The following is a 17703-nucleotide window of genomic DNA, read 5'->3' on the forward strand; positions in this document are numbered from 1 at the left end:
ACATCTACTACATGAAACTTTAATTTCTTCCCCCCTTCATTAAGATTTCCTGAAACTTTTTTAAGACAGCATTCTCCAATTCCAATTTCTTAATATACCGCTCTTGATCGGTGTACTCTTTCCTTCGACCTCTATTATCTAAGTAAAATGCTTGTCCCTCTTTTTGATATTTTCTCCACCAATTCTTTACTGTCTCACGACTTGAGATGTTTAATTTGTCCGCTACCTGTTGTAATGAATAACCTTCTTCTTTTAACCGGATTGCATCAGCCTTAATATCCAAGCTATAGTTTTGAAACTTCTGTCCTTTTTTTGCCATAAAAAATCACCCCTTAAAGTTCATGTTGTCCAACAAGGTGGTTTTTCAACATCTACTTTAAGGGGTGCAGTCTAATCACGGGGTGGTTATTATTTTATGAAACTATTATAATAGTTCTATATGTCTATTGTTGTCTAAAAATGGATAAGTTACTATTATTTTAATAGGGCGGAAAAAGTAGGGGTTCAATATGGAAATACGTAGAGGGCTTTTATATTAGTATTGAGCTACCGTCCACATATTGAAAAGTATTTAACATGGGATAACCACGCTACTAATTTATTATCCACTTCCATCAAGATAATCTAGCTAAAGCGGTTAGTAGATTTTATATTTATCATCAACGAGGGGTGAAATCATGAGGAAATTAGGTAAAGCATTCATTTTATCTTCTGTAATAATAACGGGTGCGGCTACATTACCCATTGGTCAAGAAGGAGCACTGATAGCCGAGGCTGCTAGTGTTAAATTTAGCAAAACATCTTATCAAACTACTACTAATGTAAATTTACGTTCGGGGGCTGGCACGAAATATAAAACAGTCATCACTATCCCAAAAGGAAAAGTAGTCACTTCGACTGAAAAAAATGGATCGTGGTATAAAGTATCATATACATATAAGTCGAACGGAAAGAATGTAACAAAAACGGGTTGGGTAATTAGTTCATCTTTAAAAGAATATTATCAATATTCTACGATCGCTACGTCCTATTACTTTACTAAAAAGACAACGAACCTTTATTCGACACCGGATATGAAGAAGAAACAGCTTTATACGGTTGGCATTAATAATGGATTTTATTCTACTCAAAAAATAGTGAATAGCATAGGTCAAACGTGGTACCGTGTCCATTATAATGGGAAAACTGTCTATGTAAATGGCAGTGAGGTAACCAATAATGTTTTCACTTCTTTTACACAGACAAAATACCAGTCAAAAAAAGACACGTACTTATATGAATTTTACGGTAATGCTCATAAGAAACTAGTTAAAATCCCAAAAGGTGCCATCGTTTCTTCTAATAAAAGAATAGGTGATTGGTATCTCGTAACTTACGGCGGAAAAACAGGATATTTTTATATAGGGGATTTTTCAAAAGATAATATAATAACCGAGGAAAAAATTACAGACACCACATATATTACGACTTCCACTGTAAAAGTAAAAAAAGCAGCTGATGAAGCCTCTGAAAATATTTCTGAGTTACCAATCTCAGAAATTGTTATCGCAACACATAAGGTTTCAAACGGGTGGTATAAGATAAGCTTCGACGGCAAGACGGGATATGTACCAGTCAGTTCATTAAAACAAGTAAGAACGGGTGCTTTAGTTGATACCCGTGACAGTTATCAATTCATTGACTTACGTACCCAATCTCCCGTTACTGCACAACAAATCAATGATTATATTGCGAAAAATGTAACTGTACTCAAGAAGCCAAGCGTATTAACTAATAAGGGACAAGTTTTTATTGATGCAGGCAAGAGTCATGGTGTGAATGCCCTTTACCTGGCAGCACATGCTATTCATGAAAGTGGGTTTGGAACATCCCAAATATCATTAGGCAAAAATAATTTATTTGGCTTTGGTTCATATGATTTGAGTCCATATATCTCTTCTACCATTTTCCCTTCTGTTGAGACTAATATTGATTTCATTGCAAGGGAGATAAAAGCCACTTACTTGAAACCTGGCTATTGGAAGCATAAGGGAGCATATCTTGGTTTCAGAACTAATGACATGAGCAACACAAGGCAAGATCCAAATAGTGAGGGTATGAACTTCTATTACGCAACAGATCCAAATTGGGGCAAAGGAATCGCAAGACATATGGAGATGATTTTGCCCTATAATAAAGCTTATTACAGTGAAGCTGCGGTAAATACAGATTATCCTGAGTTACCAGTTAAACCAGATCTAAGTGATGTGTTCCCAGTCGGAATACAAGCTAAAGCCAATAAAGACTTGGTTTTGGATAGCCAAAAGGGATCTAATGATGCAGTATTCACATTAAAGAGTGGCACTACCTTTACCTTGCTTGAAAAAACAAACGACTATTGGATCAAAGTTAAGGTAGGAGATACAATCTACTGGTCCAATGACGTAAAATTTGATAAATATAAAGAGTATATATCTGTTCAAAATCTGGGTAGGAACCTTGCCATTGAACCTAAATTAAATGTTAGAAAAGAACCTGTAATTTCAGCAGATAACGTGATTACTCAATTAAACCTCAATGATTACGTGCAATTTATGCTAGAAAAAGACAGCACAATCACAAGGGATGCTACTAAAAAGTGGTATAAAATTAAACTGGCTGATGGAACAATCGGATGGGTTAGTGCTCAGTATGTAGTACAGGAGCTTAAATAATCTAGCTTGAAAAATCGTTTATTTCGTTAAACAGTATATAATTGATAACTAAATAGTACTATGTTATTTTTATGACTTCGGTTTTTACCGGGGTCATTTTTTTCAGTGGCATTTATATCGTTAAAGAAAAAAGTGTTATTATTTTCAGTGAGGAGGGTGAGTATGTTTACGATAAATTCTATCGGTACAGTATTCAATGAACGTAAAACAACAGAGGACGATTATTGGGGAAATGTCCTATCAGAAATCAGGTTAGACAAAGAATGGGATGAAAGTTGTCTTGATGGCATTGATTCTTTTAGTCATTTGGAGATATTGTATGTATTTCATCTTGTTCAAGATGAAAATATTCAATATGCTTCAAGACATCCTAGAAATAATAAAGATTACCCAAAGGTGGGTATTTTCGCGCAACGAGGAAAAAACCGCCCAAATAAAATAGGTGCAACCATTGTTGAGTTAATTAAAAGAGAAGATAATATTTTAACCGTTAAAGGATTAGATGCCATTGACGGTACACCAGTAATCGATATAAAACCTGTCTTGAAAGAATTTTTACCAAGAGGAGAAACAAAACAGCCTGAATGGGCTTCTGAATTAATGATTCATTATTGGAAGTAAGATATAGCCTTCTCCACTAAAAAGAGATTATAAACAAATTGAGGGTTTAAAATGGATAACTTGATTAATAACATCTATGTTTTTGTGGGGATTTCATTATCAATATACTTTTTCATTACAAAAAAAAATATGCGAAAAACGATAGCACTGCTTTTATTATCGATGGCAGTGTTTTACAGCAGTGCTTATATCTTTTACTTCACATCCTATCCATTTAACCTGATCGGGACTGGAACCGTCCTGATATGTTGATTAGTAATCCTTCAAATGGCCAAAAAATTTAAATCAAGAAGAGAGCAAATATTTTGGCAAGTTTGTGTTCTATATGTAACCGTATATCATTTGCTGCATTTTATCTTCGATCCGCTTGCAGAAGAAAATCTTTGGTATGCATCAATATTTTTATATACACAAATGTAGGCCTCATAAGTTTTGATTTCATATTATGTGTTTAAGGTTTCGAAAAATAACTAAGCGATTGTGATTAGGTCATTTGTAAAAATACTTGAATCTTCGCTTAATGGAAATGGGAGTTGTAGCATTTTATCTACAACTCTCATTTTCTTGGATTCCTCTACTCTGAAAATGCAGTGCTATTAACCATTTTCCCATTCACAAAAAGCTTATCCCCAAGACGAACGGTTTTTGCGGAAGTTTTTATTTTTACGGTCTCATAGCTGAATCCGGCTTCCTTTTTTATTTCATATAACTCTGCCAAGATGTCGAATTCATCGCTGCAGGCAATCCAGATATACACACGGTCGAATTCCGTCCGGCGCAGGATAGGTCCTGCCAAAACAACTGGTAATTTCATTTTACCACCGCCCATTTGCATTATGGGTATCTTATTCAGGCGGGCAGCGGGATGTGTAAACAAAATTTTCATGTTGTTAATGATAAATAGATATGATATATTATCTAAGTACAAAAAGTGACCGAATTTTGATTTTAGTCAGAGGTGTAAAATATGGCTGTGGACCGGAGAAGATTAATCATTGACGCCGCAACAAAATCATTCTCGATGTTTGGTTACAAGTCGACAACGATGGATCAAGTAGCGAAGCTTGCAAACGTTGGAAAAGGGACGATCTACACGTTCTTTGCGAATAAGGAACTGCTGTTTGAAGAAATCGTTTCATCACTGTTGAAGGAAATGATCGCCGAAGCAGAAGCGAAGATACAGCCGGAAAAACCTTTTTCTGAAATCGTTCATGACGTGTTATATAAGCTGCTTGAGTTCCGGAAAACGCACGTCCTGATGATCAAGCTTTTGCAGGAGGAAAAAGAGCTGGGCACACCAGCAGTCCTGGAGATGCTGAACCATATTGAGGACGAAATCCTCGACTATCTTAAAAGCAAGATTGTGATAGCGATTGAAAAAGGGCATATCATCCAAAACAACGCGGAAATCACTTCATTCCTCTTGTTGAAAACCTATATATCGCTCGTTTCTGACTGGGAAAGAAATCACGAGCCATTATCTTCTGAACAGATTGCGGAAGTGCTTAAATTTTACCTAATGAAAGGATTGTCAGTGTGATGATCCTTCTTTTTACAAATAAAAATGACTACTTGAATAAATTAGTCATATATTCATAATACAAAAAGGGAGGAATCTTGAAATGATTAGGTCATTAATAGGCGAATTTAAAGGGATATACAAAAATAAAAAGATGCTCATCGCGATCATTGGGATTCTGTTCATCCCTTTACTATACAGCGCAACCTATCTTTGGGCGTTCTGGGATCCATACGGGCATGTGGAACGAATGCCAGTAGCTGTCGTCAACCATGATAAAGCAACCGAGTATAATGGCAAGACATTAACCATTGGTGATGACTTAGTTGAGAAATTAAAAGATAAGGAGACGTTTGATTATCATTTTGTAAATGAAAAAGACGCGGACCGCGGTCTTCAAAATGGAAAGTACTATATCAAAATCGAGATACCGGAGAACTTTTCACAAAATGCAACGACTTTACAAGATGAGAAACCAAAGAAACTGAATTTGATCTACACAGCAAATGAGGGTTCAAATTATCTTTCAACGAAAATCGGCGATTCGGCCATTGAAAAGATGAAAGAAGAAGTATCTGCAACATTAACAAAAACTTATGCAGAATCAATGTTTGATAACATCAAAGACGTGGCTAAAGGACTTGATGAAGCTGCCGGCGGTGCAGGAGAGCTGAATGAAGGAATCGAATCTTCAAAGAATGGTGCAGGTGAGTTGCAAGATGGAATCCAATCCGCAACGGATGGATCTGAGAAATTAAATAAGGGCGCCGGTGATTTACACTCCGGTGCTGGTGAGATTCAGAAGAATCTGGAAACATTGGCAGAGAAGTCAGTTACCTTCTCGAGCGGGCTTAGTTCCGCATCCGCGGTCTCTAAAGAACTGAATAATGGACTACAGCAATTCAGTACAGTACTTGGACAAATGAAAGAAGGACAATCAGAGCTGCTTGAAGGCGCTAAAAAATCGCAGACAGGAGCGGCAGAATTATCAGATGGACTTGATCAATCTCTTGTCGGTATCCATGGGATGATGGACAAGCTGCCACAATCCGCAAACGGAGGTCAGGGAATAACCGACAGTGAGTTGACTGGACGTTTGGCCGAAGTAAAAAAAGGAGCTACAGCAACATCTGAGCAATCGGCTGAAGTAAGTGCCGGACTTAACGAAGCTATTAAGCAAACGGAAAAAGTAATGGCAACTACAGATGATCCCGATACAAAAGTGGAGATGGCGAAGTTGAAGGAACAAATGGTACAGCTTCAATCCGTCAGCAGCGGGGTGAATCAAGGTGTAGAAGGTCTTGCAGATCATGCAACCCAGGTTGTGAGTGAGAGTGCAAAGCAATTATCAGGCGATGCCGGACAGCTGCAAGAGGCACAAAATCAATTATTTGAAGGGTTCAAACAGCTTGCGGCTGGTCAGGAGAAACTTGCAGCAGGGGCTGAAGAGCTTGAAAAAGGACAAGGGCAGCTTGTTGCCGGATTGACAACATTCGGTGATAAGATTGATGAAGCTCAAAAGGGACTAGGTCCTTTAACAGAAGGCGGCGGCAGCTTATCTTTGGGGCTGGATCAACTGGCTCAAGGTTCAGGCCAGCTTAAGGAAGGGACTTCAAAGTTAGCAGACGGTTCCAAAGAGCTTACAAAAGGAACATCTCAGCTATCAGATGGATCTTCAAGCCTGAAAGAAGGGCTGGATAAACTGGAAGACGGCTCAAATGAACTGAGCAGTGGAATGAATCAGCTCAGCGACGGATCCAAAGAACTGAGTGACAAGCTTAAAGATGGTGCGGACGACGCCGGAGATGTGAAAGCCAATGATGATGTTTACGACATGTTTGCGACACCAGTCGATGTAAAAGAGGATCGGCTTAATGAAGTTCCTAACTATGGAACCGCATTGGCGCCATACTTCCTATCGCTTAGCTTATATGTAGGAGCACTGGTGCTGACGATCATCTTCCCATTACGCAACCCGGCCATATCTCCTAACAGCGGCTTTAGCTGGTTCGCAAGCAAGCTCGGAGTCATGCTCACGGTTGGAGTTTTCCAGGCCCTGCTTGTCGACTTTGCGTTATTGCAATGGCTCGATCTTGAGGTGAAAAGCGTGCCATATCTGATTTTGTTAAGTGTGATGACCAGCTGGACATATCTGGCCATCATTCAATTCCTAGCTACGGTATTCGACAATCCGGGCCGATTCGTGGCAATTTTAATCCTAATCATGCAATTAACAAGCAGCGGCGGAACGTTCCCAATTGAACTATCGCCAAAAATATTCCAGCAAATGAATCAATATCTGCCGATGACGTATTCGATTGCCGGATTCCGGTCGGTCATCTCAACAGGGGATTATGAATTCCTCTGGCATAATATCGGAACGATTAGTATCTTCTTTGTCGCATTTTTGCTTGCGACCCTGGCTTATTTTACATTGACATATAAGCGGATGAAGCATGTGTTTGCGCATGATGGAGAAGCTGTAAACTAAATATAGAGTTTTAGCCAAGAGGTTTTCCGGTTATTGGAAAACCTTTTGCTGTTGTTGAAGAAATTTTTCTACTGTATCGAAAGTTTCAAAGTTATGAGCGATTATTGAAAGAAATGAGCTATTACCAGGATTTATGAGCGAACAGACACAGAGGGCCTCTACAAACATCCTGTAACGCAAAATAAAAAGGCAGCTTACCATTTAAGTGTAAGCTACCTGAAGTTTAAGCCTGATGCAACAAAAACTGTTTCCCGTATTCACCGTGATCATGGATGGCGGGATTTTCAATTTGGATGGTGGAATGCTCGATTCCATATTTTTCTTTTAGTACATTGCTGATAGTCAATGTGACATAGAAGGGTTCAATATCTTTCCGGATGAACACATGTCCTGTTAAAGAATAATGTCCAGACGTCACGGTCCACAAATGCATTTCATGAACATCTTCCACACCTTCGACCATGCCGATATCATGGCGAATTGAATCAAGATCGTATTTATCCGGCACAGATTCCATTAAAATAAGATACGATTCACGAATAATCTTGGCACCGCCTGAAAAAATGATCACGCCAATGATCATGCTGATCAGCGGATCGAGGATATATAAACCTGTAAAATGGATCAAAATGGCGGAAACAATAATGCCTACAGAACTAATCAAGTCCCCGATAAAGTGCCAAAGTGCGCTTTTGATGTTCAAGTTTTCTTCTTTTTTCGTCGAACGGCTTAACACGATAGTGAGCACAATGTTAACGACAAGGCCGATGGAAGCGATGGTTAACATCAGCTGCAAGTCAACCTCCCGCGGATTGACCATCCGTTTTATCCCTTCAATGAATATTCCAGTCGCAATGACTGCAAGTGCCAGCCCATTCAGAAACGAAGCGATGATTTCAAAACGCAGGAAGCCGAATGTGTACTTCCCGTCCGGATTTCGCGTTGCCATGTAAATGGCAGTCATGCTTAAGCCCAGGGCCAGTACATCAGAAATCATATGCGCTGAATCGGACAGAAGGGCCAATGAATGGGATAACAACCCTCCTATAACCTCTACAATTGTAAAAAAGAGAGTAAGAATTAAGGTGATCCACATCGTTTTCTTTGATGATTGCTGCTCTTTTACGTGATTAAGATGATGATAATCGTAAGTTTTCACACCATTCATCCTCCTTATTTATAATTACTATTATTTAATAACTAATATAATTATATGCTTTTATTTTATGAACATCAAGTTAATTGTTTGGGGATTTTCCCTTGATATTCCGGCTTTTCAGAGGAAAGTATTTTGCAATCTCTATTTCGTTCCTTTATATTGTAAGTGAGTTCTTGGATTTTTTTGGACAAAGAAAAACAAGGAGGCTAATTATGAGAGACTTGTTAAAAAAAGGATTTGCGCTAGGGCTGGGTGCCGTTATTACAAGCAAAGAGCAGGCAGAAAAACTTGTTGATGAGTTAGTAAATAAAGGTGAAATAAGTCGCGGTGAGTCAAAGGAAATTGTCAATGAATTAATCCAAAAAGGAGAAGAAACCCAAAATCAAATAGACGAGATGATCCAAAAGCGACAGAAGGAATTGCTGGATCGTTTAAATCTTGCCACGAAAGAGGATATCCAGCGATTGGAGCAGAGGATTAGCACACTTGAAAAAGCAAATAATGACAACAATCTCTAAATAGATTTAAAGAGTTGGGACAGGAGTGTTGCATATTATTAGGAATCGTATACGACATATACAACGCTATCGGAACATCGTAACCGTTTTTACCCGTTATGGCTTTGGTTTCATGATGAAAGAATTGGGTCTCCTTGAATGGCTCTCGATACCAAAACGGGTATTCATTGAACGAAATAAGGAAATCCAAAATAAAACGACTGGTGAACGGGTGCGATTGTTTTTAGAGGAACTGGGTCCGACTTTTATTAAAATGGGGCAGTTGGCCAGCACCCGTCCGGATGTTATTCCTGGGGAAATCATTCAGGAGCTGGAGAAGCTGCAGGATCATGTACCGCCTTTTTCGACTGAGGAGGTCCATCGGATCATTGAACAGGAATTAGGAGTTGTAACCGAGGGGATTTTTGATCACTTTAGTCCGACCCCTCTCGCAGCGGCATCAATCGGTCAAGTTCATTCTGCGGTTTTGAAAACAGGGGAACGAGTTGCCGTAAAAATTCAACGGCCGGATATTAAGAGTGTGATAGAAACGGATTTAGAAATTCTGCATGATTTAGCCGGACTGGCCGAGCATCGCCTCGAGTGGGCATCCAGATATCGAATAAGGGATATTGTGGCTGAGTTTTCCCAATCTCTTCGGGAAGAGTTGGATTATGAGAACGAAGGGCGGAACTCGGAAAAGATTGCAAGCCAATTTAAGGACGATACGCATATTCGTGTCCCAAAAATATATTGGGATTATTCCAGCCAAAAAGTCCTCACAATGGAATACGTGGAGGGCATAAAATTAAATGAAATACAAACTCTGGAGGATAATGGGCATGATCGTAAAATCCTGGCTGAGAGGGTTGTAAACGCGATTTTTGAGCAGGTTTTTATGGGAGGGGTTTTTCATGGAGACCCTCATCCGGGGAATATATTGGCATTGCCGGAAGAGACAATCGTTTTTATCGATTTTGGGATGGTCGGCCGGCTCACTCCGGAACTGAAAAGTCATTTTGCTTCTTTAGTTATTGGAATGATGCGGCAAAGTTCGGACGAAATGATAAAAGCGATTACGAATATGGGGTTATTACCTGACGATATCAATATGCCTAAACTAAGGATGGATGTCGATTTGCTAAGGGAAAAGTATTACGGTGTCCCATTTAGTCAAATGAGTTTGGGGCAGGCTGTCAATGACTTATTTTCTGTCGCATTCCGTCACAGTATTCGGCTCCCTGCAGACTTAACGTTGTTGGGGAAGACGCTGCTTACGATAGAAGGTATTGTAGAAAAGCTGGATCCCGAACTAAGTATCATCTCAGTCGCGGAGCCGTTTGGACGCCGGATGTTAAAAGAACGATTCTATCCAAAGAACATCGCGGAAAAGGTAAGGGAACACCTAATGGAGTATGGAGAGACTTTAACCGGTCTACCAAAGAACATAAAAGAATTTTCATCAGCCATGAGGAAAGGGAAGATGAAATTAGAAATAGTGATTCCCGACCTTGATTTATTCTTTACCAAGTTAAAACGGATCAGCAACCAGTTATCCTTCAGCATTGTATTGCTCTCGTTCAGCATAATCATGACCGGACTGATCATTGGTTCATCACTTGGTAAGGAAACGCCTACTCTTTTATGGGACTTGCCAACAATTGAAATAGGTTTTGGAATCGCGGCATTTATGTTTCTTTGGCTTTTATATTCGATTTTTAAATCCGGGATGTTTTAAAACACTCGAGGGCAGTGTTGCTCTTGAACCTACCGAATCAAAGGAAACAATTTTATATAAACTGGTGATGTGGGCGGCCTTTTTGTAAAGGGTCGCTTTCATTTTTTTGAGAAGTTTGTACAAAGCAAGTTTGCTGGGTAGAAACAAAATTTTCCCAACATAGTTAAAGAAGAATAGTCCAAATTAATTATTTAAAAATTTGGATAAATATGTATAATAGTCTCGAAGAGGTGTCAGATAATGGAATAGAAAGCCGATTCCTGACATAATGGTTTCCATCTTCGGTTTGTTTCACGCACCAGAACACACTCCAATTCCATCGGGCCATTTGCTCATGGTACATGCTAGTGATCCACTATTTATCTTTTTTTAGTAGTACAACAAGATGAATAAAATTCTACCCCTATGAGACCCGAACAGAAAACTCCTTTGGATTTCCAATTTACCCAATGAAAGAATGCAGGCAGCTTGTGCATTGCCTGCATATTTATGGAGGTGATAGAAATGTATAAAAGCATAATAAAAACCCTTAGGTGATTGGTCCGCGAAGACATCCACCAAAGGGTCCTGGAGCGGGAGTATACCCGACTCGTAGTTTAGTATACTCCTTTAACGAAAAATATAAAACTATAATTCGTTATTAGGGGGAAACGGAATGAAAACTGTTAACAAACATATTTTAAATCATGACTCATCAATTGTTGCACCTGAATTTGATGGTTATGGTCACGAGAATTCAATAGTCATTGAAAATGATCAGCCTTTTATAGTAAGAATGCGTCCTGTAGATTTAATAAATGAAACGATCAAGTACTATGGATTTAGCCTGTCGGGAGCTATAGAAGGATCTCGATCTATTTTGGGAAATATCAATATGCCTCCAATCGTGGTCATACCTTCATCCGATACCATCTGGTTTCCTTGTAAATCCCATAAACACAAAGATTGTGTGTGGCTGGCCCATGCACAAATTGCAGACAAGGAAAGGGTGGACATTGCCAGAACAAAAGTGCTCTTCAAACAGGGACACAGCTTGATAATTGATCTAAGTGTCAATCAATTTGAAAGAAGAATGCAAAGGGCCGCAGAGCTTTATCTTGAGCAGATAAAAAGAAAAACAGGGAGGTTTCAAGAATTCAGCATGGGCTTTAATATTTTGAAGGATTCAGGAAATCGAAATTACACGGTCCATCGGGAAGAGAGTTAATATAGCGCATACGTGTAATAATTTTTGAAGATGGGTGCCTCAGGTGGGGTACTAAAACTTACCTGAGGCTCCTCTTTTTAAGCCCAAATCTTCCACCATTTCTTTTTCTTCTTTGTCGCAGCAGCTTCACGGAAGCTTGAGACCATGTCATTAAAAGCTTCTTCACGATCCTGGATTACTTCCGTTAATTCTTTAATGTTTTGGTTCATTGAATCTACAAAGAGTTCCTGATCTTTATGCAATGATTTGGTTACCGTCCTGATTTCTTTCTGTGTATCCTTTACATTCTGGGAAACTTTATTCAAGAGATTTTTATTGTCTTTTGTGGCTGTACTGGAAGCTGTAATCTGCTTTGATAGCTTTTCGAAAGTACCTTCTGAGGTTCTCGCAATCTTTTCGAAAGTATCTTCCGAAGATTTCGCAATGTTTCTTGAAAGGGTTTCGAATGTTTCGGAAGTAAGTTCCGAAGCTTTCTCGATATTTTCTGAAATGGTTTCGAATGATTCGTAAGTAAGCTCCGACGCCTGGGAAATTGCATGGTTGAGTTCCTCAATTTCAGCTTTTCTCTTTTCATTTGTCCTTTGAATGGATCTTGAAATACCTTGGACAGTTTGCAAGTTTGCCTGAGAGATTTCATTCTTTAATTCCTCAATCATCTCATTCCGGCTAGCCTGAATCACATTCTTTATTTCATTCACCATGTTCTGCTTGTATGTTTCCATTGCCGCATATAATTCTTCTAAACTTTGGGTTTGTGCCGGCGCATTTACATTCCCCGTCGTCACAATAGCGTTATCAGCAGAGCTCGGGGAGGGGGTTTCGACTGATTCGGAAGGCGCTTCAGAATCATTCTGTAAATGCTTGTTCATCAGTTTTCGGATCATATCTTTGCTAAGATTGTTAGCCCGCATTTCCTTGATTTTTTCAAGCAAGATGATTTCCTTCTCGGTATAAAATCTTGCACCTTGCTTCGAACGGGGAATCTGTAGAAGTCCCTGTAAATCTTTTTCCCACTGCCTGATTGTTCCGGTCGGGGTATTAATTTTCTTTGATACATCCTTAATTGAATAGGCTCGCTGTATTTGGCTGTTCGTCATTTTTGACAGTCCTTTCTGCATGCATTTTTTTAAAATCAATGCCGTTGATGTGTATATTCTGCAAAGGATTTGTCTTTTTCCTGCAACATGACAAAAGCTATCAAAAGAAGAAGCATTTCCTCAAAACAATATAAAAACCTGCAAAATACATTCGAAAAATTTGCATAATGGGAACACTTGTTCTATAATATGATTAAATGGAGCAGTCGGAGGACAAACAAGAGTTGTTTTTCGTCGAAAATGCTCCAAACGTATCTGTTATTGAACATTCTGAATTGTTATACTTTTTAACAGCAACAGGAGTTGACTTCGATTTTAATTCTGTAAGGAGGAATCCAAATGGAGCGAAAAATGCGATTAATTCCGTATCAGGTGGTTGAAGAAGTCCAAGAGGTATCCGAAGTCCCGCGGGGTATAGACTTGATTCAGGCTCCCAAGGTGTGGGAGAAGACGAAAGGGAAGGGAATTACGATTGCGATTTTGGATACGGGCTGCGAGATTACACATCCAGACTTGAAAGACCGGATCATCGGAGGACGGAATTTCACCGGTGACGATCAAGGAAATAAGGATATTTTTCTGGATTACAATGGTCATGGCACACATGTTGCCGGTACGATTGCAGCCGTGCAAAACAGTTCTGGAGTTGTAGGTGTTGCGCCTGAAGCCAATTTATTAATACTAAAAGTACTCGATAAAAACGGTTCAGGACAATATGACTGGATTATTGATGGCATCAATTATGCAGTTGAGCAAAAGGCTGATATCATCTCGATGAGTCTGGGTGGCCCAGAGGATGTACCCGAATTACATGAAGCGATCATAAATGCCGTTAAAAATAAAATTCTTGTTGTATGTGCCGCTGGTAATGAGGGGGACGGACGTGATACAACAGATGAACTTGGTTATCCTGGCTGCTATAACGAGGTCATTAGTGTCGGGGCCATAGATTTGGAACGCCGGTCTTCCGATTTTACTAACTCTCATAATGAAATTGATTTAGTAGCACCGGGCGAGGAGATTCTCTCAACCTACCTAAATGGAAAATATGCCAAGCTTAGTGGAACTTCCATGGCTACCCCGCATGTGTCTGGGGCATTGGCACTCATTAAAGATATAGCGAACAAAGGTTTCGACCGCAGTCTCACTGTGCCGGAACTGTACGCCCAATTAATAAAGCGTACCATTCCGCTGGGCAATTCGCCGCAGCTTGAAGGAAATGGTTTACTATACTTAACAACAGTTGATTATTTATCGGAAGTGTTTACCCAAAAATTAGTGGCTCAAGTGTTGAAAATATGATGGAGAGTCTCGAATTTTTAACAAAAGAACTAGAAAAGGCAAAGTCAGATTTTCTGGAAATTCGCGAAAACCGGCTCTATTATGATGAACAGACCGATAAGGACATCATAAGCAAGTACTACCAGAATATTTCCTTCACAGAAAGGGATCTTGCGGACAATATTCATAATTTGTTAGAGCAAACACATGCGTATAAGTTGAGTTACACACCGTACCGTTATTTGTACCCATGGGTTGACCTGCAGGAAAATGGCACATTGAAGAGCATATATTCCGGTAAGGGAATGGAGCCCATAGCTGCGATTGAGCATGATATCAAGCTCTATGAAATTCAGGCCAAGGGATTGATCAATTCCTTTTCGGGAGAAAACCTATTAAACTGTGAGCATGTCGTACCTCAGTCCTGGTTCGATAGAAAAGAGCCAATGAGAGGCGATTTGCATCATTTATTCGCCTGCGAACCGAGCTGTAACAGCAGTCGCAGTAATTTCCCATATTACGATTTTTCTGATTATGTACCAGAGCCGCGAATTTCAGGTATTAAGGATGGGTGCGGAAAGGCCGTGGAAGATAAGTTTGAACCGGAATACGGAAAAGGCATCGTGGCCAGGGCAACACTCTATTTCCTGGTTCGATATAGAGATGCAATTCGCAAGGAACTGGTAAACATTCCGCTTTTACTGGAGTGGCATCATAGATTCCCGATATCCATATACGAGAGGCATCGTAACCATGCAATCTATGAAATGCAGGGGAACCGTAATCCGTTTATTGATTTTTCGGATAAGGCAGCGGATATGATTTGAATTAGATGAGATGAAGGGTGCCATCCAATTTCGGATGGCACCCTTTACCTATTTATGGTTTATGAAATGATAGTTTGGGATATAGAGAAAATTGTGATTATCTTTTTTTCTGAAATGATTTATTACTGGTAGTACAGGACACGTTCCTGCAGGTAGAGCTGACCGTCAATCTCCAGAGGTCGAGGAAGGGGGCTTGGCGGTATTACTATTTCTAAGAGGAGTTGAAGAGATGGGAAAAACGAAGAACAGATGGCTTATTGCAGCCTCAGCGGTGGGGATTCACATTTCAATAGGATCCGTATACGCATGGAGTGTTTTTACGAAGCCGCTCGCGAATGAATTTGACTGGGACTTAACGGATATCAGTCTCACCTTTAGCCTGGCTATTTTATTTCTAGGGCTGTCTGCCGCTTTTTTAGGGCATTTTGTTGAAAAGTACGGGCCCAGAAAAGCGGGCATATTGGCTGCTGTTTTCTTCGGGATTGGAATGACCGGATCGGGATTGGCGATAAACATGGAGTCCTTGCTATTATTGTATATTTTTTATGGAGTGTTAGGCGGCATTGGTCTTGGAGTAGGTTATATCGCACCGGTATCGACACTTGTTAAATGGTTCCCGGATCGGAGAGGGCTTGCGACCGGATTAGCGATCATGGGTTTTGGTTTTGCGGCACTTATTAGTTCACCCATTATGCAAAATCTGATTGAATCCGTAGGCATTGCCAATACGTTTTTTATTCTCGGAACATCGTACTTCCTTATCATGATCGCTTCGTCGTTATACCTTGAACCGCCGACAAAAGGTTGGATGCCGTCAGGTTTTCAGGAGAAGGTCAAGAGTGGGGATGCCGTTCTACATCAAGATCTGTCTCAATTAACCGCAAATGAGGCGGTAAAAACAAAAAGATTTTACTACTTATGGGTCATGCTTTTTATAAATATTACATGTGGCATTGCCATTATTTCGGCGGCATCTCCGTTGGCGCAGGAAAGCATTGGATTAAGTCCGGTCGCCGCTGCGGCACTTGTCGGTGTTTTGGGCGCATTTAATGGTCTTGGAAGAATCGGCTGGGCATCGGTTTCCGACTTTATCGGAAGGCCGAACACATATACGACATTTTTTATTTTGCAAATCATCGCATTTCCGCTTTTGACGGTCACGGATAATCCGCTATTGTTCCAAATCATCCTGGCGATTATTTATACTTGCTACGGGGGAGGCTTTGCTTCCATTCCGGCCTATATTGGGGACTTATTCGGAACAAAACAGCTGGGGGCTATTCACGGATATATCTTAACCGCGTGGGCAGCGGCCGGACTCATCGGTCCGATGTTTGCCTCCTGGATAAGGGAAGCAACCGGAAGCTATTCACAAAGTCTTATGGTTTTCACAGGCCTATTTGTAATAGCTTTAATCGTATCCTTGTTCATCAGGCTGGATATAAAAAAGATAAGGGCAACTCAAGTTAAAGCAAAAGTAAAAGCGGGCTGAAAATCAGGTTAAGCGCCAGGCGCATCCAAGAAAATGGATCGCGACTGGCGCCTTTTTTATCATTGTTTATTGCTGAATTTTATCCTTGGAAACTTATCACTTCTAGCTTTGAAGCAATGGCTTTCTTTAACAAAGATTCTATTTACTCAGGTCGTTAGAATTGCAAAAAAGGATAACTAAAATATTTTTATTCTTTTTGGATATTTACTTGACTAAGCGGGTGCATGATATAATGAAGGAGCAATAGAATAGCTTTTCTCAAAGGTGGTCGGTACCGTCCCGAAAGGGGGTGGTGCTGTATGACAGTTTTTGAAGCGTTGACGCTTGTATGTGCATTTGCAGGCTTAGTCGTGGCTGTACTGTCATTTAACCAAAAAAAATAATCCACCTTTGAGTTAACAGGCTCGGTGGATTATTTCTGCTTGTTGCCGATCCCCTTTACAGGAACTTTCTGTTGTAAGACCGTTTGGTGTAACTAGCACCAGCGGTCTTTTTTTAATATATGCAATTTTATAATTTTATTATACCCGACATTTTAGAAAATGCAAACAAGCTATGATAGTGCTTGGCATCTATTTTGTCTTAATCTCCTGTACCCTGCCTACCTGGCCGTCCGTAAGTCTTACTTTAATGCCATGGGGGTGGAAGCTGGAGTTAGTCAAAATATCTTTAACGACTCCACTTGTTAATTTTCCGCTTCTTTGATCAGCCTTTAGGACAATATCAACGGCGATACCAGGGATAATATCCTTTCGATTTTGTCCGTTCATTATACACCTGTCCTTCTTCGTCGATTATTCACTTTTTTGGTTTGCTGGCTTTTCATTTTTTTAGTTGTTTGTGAATTTGAGCTTGATTGACCATCCGAAGACTGGCTTTTTTTACTTTCGAGCTGCTTTTGGATAGCTTCTTGCAGGCTCATTTTCTTTTTCGGTGTTTCCGCCTTGTCCGGATTGTTGGATTCAGTCATATGGTATTCCTCCAGTTCTTGTATTGTGATATGTATAGTGTAATCTATTGTACCAAACCTTACAAATAATGAATGGACGTGGCACTAAGACAAAACATAAAAAAAATCATA

General features: G+C 39.9%; 17 protein-coding genes. 11 read left to right on the forward strand and 6 right to left on the reverse strand.

Annotation, left to right across the window (positions count from 1 at the left end):
- Positions 1 to 19: 19 nt before the first annotated feature.
- On the reverse strand, positions 20 to 319 hold the full coding sequence (locus tag LQ216_RS00005; RefSeq protein WP_230126082.1) for a helix-turn-helix domain-containing protein: 300 nt from the start codon (positions 317 to 319) through the stop codon (positions 20 to 22).
- Between the two features lie 358 nt (positions 320 to 677).
- On the opposite strand from LQ216_RS00005, the gene LQ216_RS00010 reads away from it, so the two are divergent.
- Both LQ216_RS00010 and tsaA read left to right on the forward strand, forming a co-directional pair.
- Positions 678 to 2693: an SH3 domain-containing protein gene (locus tag LQ216_RS00010; RefSeq protein ID WP_230126083.1), complete on the forward strand. Its 2016-nt coding sequence runs from the start codon at positions 678 to 680 to the stop codon at positions 2691 to 2693.
- A gap of 162 nt (positions 2694 to 2855) precedes the next feature.
- Positions 2856 to 3314, forward strand: a complete 459-nt coding sequence (gene tsaA / locus LQ216_RS00015; protein ID WP_230126084.1) for a tRNA (N6-threonylcarbamoyladenosine(37)-N6)-methyltransferase TrmO — start codon at positions 2856 to 2858, stop codon at positions 3312 to 3314.
- 574 nt (positions 3315 to 3888) lie between these two features.
- Here the strand turns inward: tsaA and LQ216_RS00020 are convergent.
- Entirely contained in the window at positions 3889 to 4128 is a 240-nt protein-coding gene (locus LQ216_RS00020) for a hypothetical protein (RefSeq protein WP_230126085.1), read from the reverse strand.
- Between the two features lie 153 nt (positions 4129 to 4281).
- On the opposite strand from LQ216_RS00020, the gene LQ216_RS00025 reads away from it, so the two are divergent.
- Positions 4282 to 4854, forward strand: coding sequence for a TetR/AcrR family transcriptional regulator (locus LQ216_RS00025; protein WP_230126086.1), 573 nt, complete (start codon positions 4282 to 4284; stop codon positions 4852 to 4854).
- An 82-nt stretch (positions 4855 to 4936) separates the two neighbouring features.
- A complete protein-coding gene (locus LQ216_RS00030) occupies positions 4937 to 7324 on the forward strand; it encodes a YhgE/Pip domain-containing protein (RefSeq protein WP_230126087.1) in 2388 nt (795 codons plus the stop codon).
- A gap of 223 nt (positions 7325 to 7547) precedes the next feature.
- Here LQ216_RS00030 and LQ216_RS00035 read toward each other — a convergent pair whose 3' ends face one another.
- A complete protein-coding gene (locus LQ216_RS00035) occupies positions 7548 to 8483 on the reverse strand; it encodes a cation diffusion facilitator family transporter (protein WP_230126088.1) in 936 nt (311 codons plus the stop codon).
- 212 nt (positions 8484 to 8695) lie between these two features.
- Here LQ216_RS00035 and LQ216_RS00040 point away from each other — a divergent pair, with 212 nt between their 5' ends.
- The 3 genes from LQ216_RS00040 (at position 8696) to LQ216_RS00050 (ending at position 11925) form a co-directional block, all read left to right on the forward strand.
- Positions 8696 to 9001: a polyhydroxyalkanoate synthesis regulator gene (locus LQ216_RS00040; RefSeq protein WP_230126089.1), complete on the forward strand. Its 306-nt coding sequence runs from the start codon at positions 8696 to 8698 to the stop codon at positions 8999 to 9001.
- A 34-nt stretch (positions 9002 to 9035) separates the two neighbouring features.
- Positions 9036 to 10718, forward strand: a complete 1683-nt coding sequence (locus LQ216_RS00045) for an AarF/ABC1/UbiB kinase family protein (RefSeq protein WP_230126425.1) — start codon at positions 9036 to 9038, stop codon at positions 10716 to 10718.
- A 655-nt stretch (positions 10719 to 11373) separates the two neighbouring features.
- The gene (locus LQ216_RS00050; RefSeq protein ID WP_230126090.1) at positions 11374 to 11925 is read left to right on the forward strand and encodes a competence protein ComK; all 552 of its coding nucleotides are present in this window, start codon (positions 11374 to 11376) and stop codon (positions 11923 to 11925) included.
- Between the two features lie 77 nt (positions 11926 to 12002).
- Here the strand turns inward: LQ216_RS00050 and LQ216_RS00055 are convergent, their stop codons facing one another.
- A complete protein-coding gene (locus tag LQ216_RS00055; protein ID WP_230126091.1) occupies positions 12003 to 13022 on the reverse strand; it encodes a MerR family transcriptional regulator in 1020 nt (339 codons plus the stop codon).
- A 339-nt stretch (positions 13023 to 13361) separates the two neighbouring features.
- Between LQ216_RS00055 and LQ216_RS00060 the strand changes: the two genes are divergently transcribed.
- From LQ216_RS00060 to LQ216_RS20420, 4 genes are all read left to right on the forward strand, one after another.
- The gene (locus LQ216_RS00060; protein ID WP_230126092.1) at positions 13362 to 14324 is read left to right on the forward strand and encodes a S8 family peptidase; all 963 of its coding nucleotides are present in this window, start codon (positions 13362 to 13364) and stop codon (positions 14322 to 14324) included.
- A complete protein-coding gene (locus LQ216_RS00065) occupies positions 14321 to 15130 on the forward strand; it encodes an endonuclease (protein ID WP_230126093.1) in 810 nt (269 codons plus the stop codon). Before LQ216_RS00060 ends, LQ216_RS00065 begins: the two co-directional genes overlap by 4 nt.
- Before the next feature lie 229 nt (positions 15131 to 15359).
- The gene (locus tag LQ216_RS00070) at positions 15360 to 16622 is read left to right on the forward strand and encodes an OFA family MFS transporter (protein WP_230126094.1); all 1263 of its coding nucleotides are present in this window, start codon (positions 15360 to 15362) and stop codon (positions 16620 to 16622) included.
- Between the two features lie 299 nt (positions 16623 to 16921).
- On the forward strand, positions 16922 to 17005 hold the full coding sequence (locus LQ216_RS20420; RefSeq protein ID WP_354958233.1) for a putative holin-like toxin: 84 nt from the start codon (positions 16922 to 16924) through the stop codon (positions 17003 to 17005).
- 189 nt (positions 17006 to 17194) lie between these two features.
- On the opposite strand, the gene LQ216_RS00075 is transcribed toward LQ216_RS20420, so the two are convergent.
- Positions 17195 to 17392, reverse strand: coding sequence for a YwbE family protein (locus tag LQ216_RS00075; RefSeq protein ID WP_230126095.1), 198 nt, complete (start codon positions 17390 to 17392; stop codon positions 17195 to 17197).
- Positions 17392 to 17592, reverse strand: a complete 201-nt coding sequence (locus LQ216_RS00080; protein ID WP_230126096.1) for a hypothetical protein — start codon at positions 17590 to 17592, stop codon at positions 17392 to 17394. The genes LQ216_RS00075 and LQ216_RS00080 overlap by 1 nt, the downstream gene beginning before the upstream one ends.
- Between the last annotated feature and the right edge of the window lie 111 nt (positions 17593 to 17703).

Source organism: Bacillus sp. CECT 9360, assembly GCF_918741275.1.
GTDB lineage: Bacteria > Bacillota > Bacilli > Bacillales > DSM-1321 > Peribacillus.

Excerpts from the sequence above, each read along its gene's own strand:
- LQ216_RS00050 (WP_230126090.1), top strand. The coding sequence starts at position 11,374 with ATGAAAACTGTTAACAAACATATTTTAAATCATGACTCATCAATTGTT.
- LQ216_RS00065 (WP_230126093.1), top strand. The coding sequence starts at position 14,321 with ATGATGGAGAGTCTCGAATTTTTAACAAAAGAACTAGAAAAGGCAAAG.
- LQ216_RS00055 (WP_230126091.1), bottom strand. The coding sequence starts at position 13,022 with ATGACGAACAGCCAAATACAGCGAGCCTATTCAATTAAGGATGTATCA.
- LQ216_RS00075 (WP_230126095.1), bottom strand. The coding sequence starts at position 17,392 with ATGAACGGACAAAATCGAAAGGATATTATCCCTGGTATCGCCGTTGAT.
- LQ216_RS00040 (WP_230126089.1), top strand. The coding sequence starts at position 8,696 with ATGAGAGACTTGTTAAAAAAAGGATTTGCGCTAGGGCTGGGTGCCGTT.
- LQ216_RS00020 (WP_230126085.1), bottom strand. The coding sequence starts at position 4,128 with ATGAAATTACCAGTTGTTTTGGCAGGACCTATCCTGCGCCGGACGGAA.
- LQ216_RS00025 (WP_230126086.1), top strand. The coding sequence starts at position 4,282 with ATGGCTGTGGACCGGAGAAGATTAATCATTGACGCCGCAACAAAATCA.
- LQ216_RS00070 (WP_230126094.1), top strand. The coding sequence starts at position 15,360 with ATGGGAAAAACGAAGAACAGATGGCTTATTGCAGCCTCAGCGGTGGGG.
- tsaA (WP_230126084.1), top strand. The coding sequence starts at position 2,856 with ATGTTTACGATAAATTCTATCGGTACAGTATTCAATGAACGTAAAACA.
- LQ216_RS00030 (WP_230126087.1), top strand. The coding sequence starts at position 4,937 with ATGATTAGGTCATTAATAGGCGAATTTAAAGGGATATACAAAAATAAA.
- LQ216_RS00010 (WP_230126083.1), top strand. The coding sequence starts at position 678 with ATGAGGAAATTAGGTAAAGCATTCATTTTATCTTCTGTAATAATAACG.
- LQ216_RS00080 (WP_230126096.1), bottom strand. The coding sequence starts at position 17,592 with ATGACTGAATCCAACAATCCGGACAAGGCGGAAACACCGAAAAAGAAA.
- LQ216_RS20420 (WP_354958233.1), top strand. The coding sequence starts at position 16,922 with ATGACAGTTTTTGAAGCGTTGACGCTTGTATGTGCATTTGCAGGCTTA.
- LQ216_RS00060 (WP_230126092.1), top strand. The coding sequence starts at position 13,362 with ATGGAGCGAAAAATGCGATTAATTCCGTATCAGGTGGTTGAAGAAGTC.
- LQ216_RS00005 (WP_230126082.1), bottom strand. The coding sequence starts at position 319 with ATGGCAAAAAAAGGACAGAAGTTTCAAAACTATAGCTTGGATATTAAG.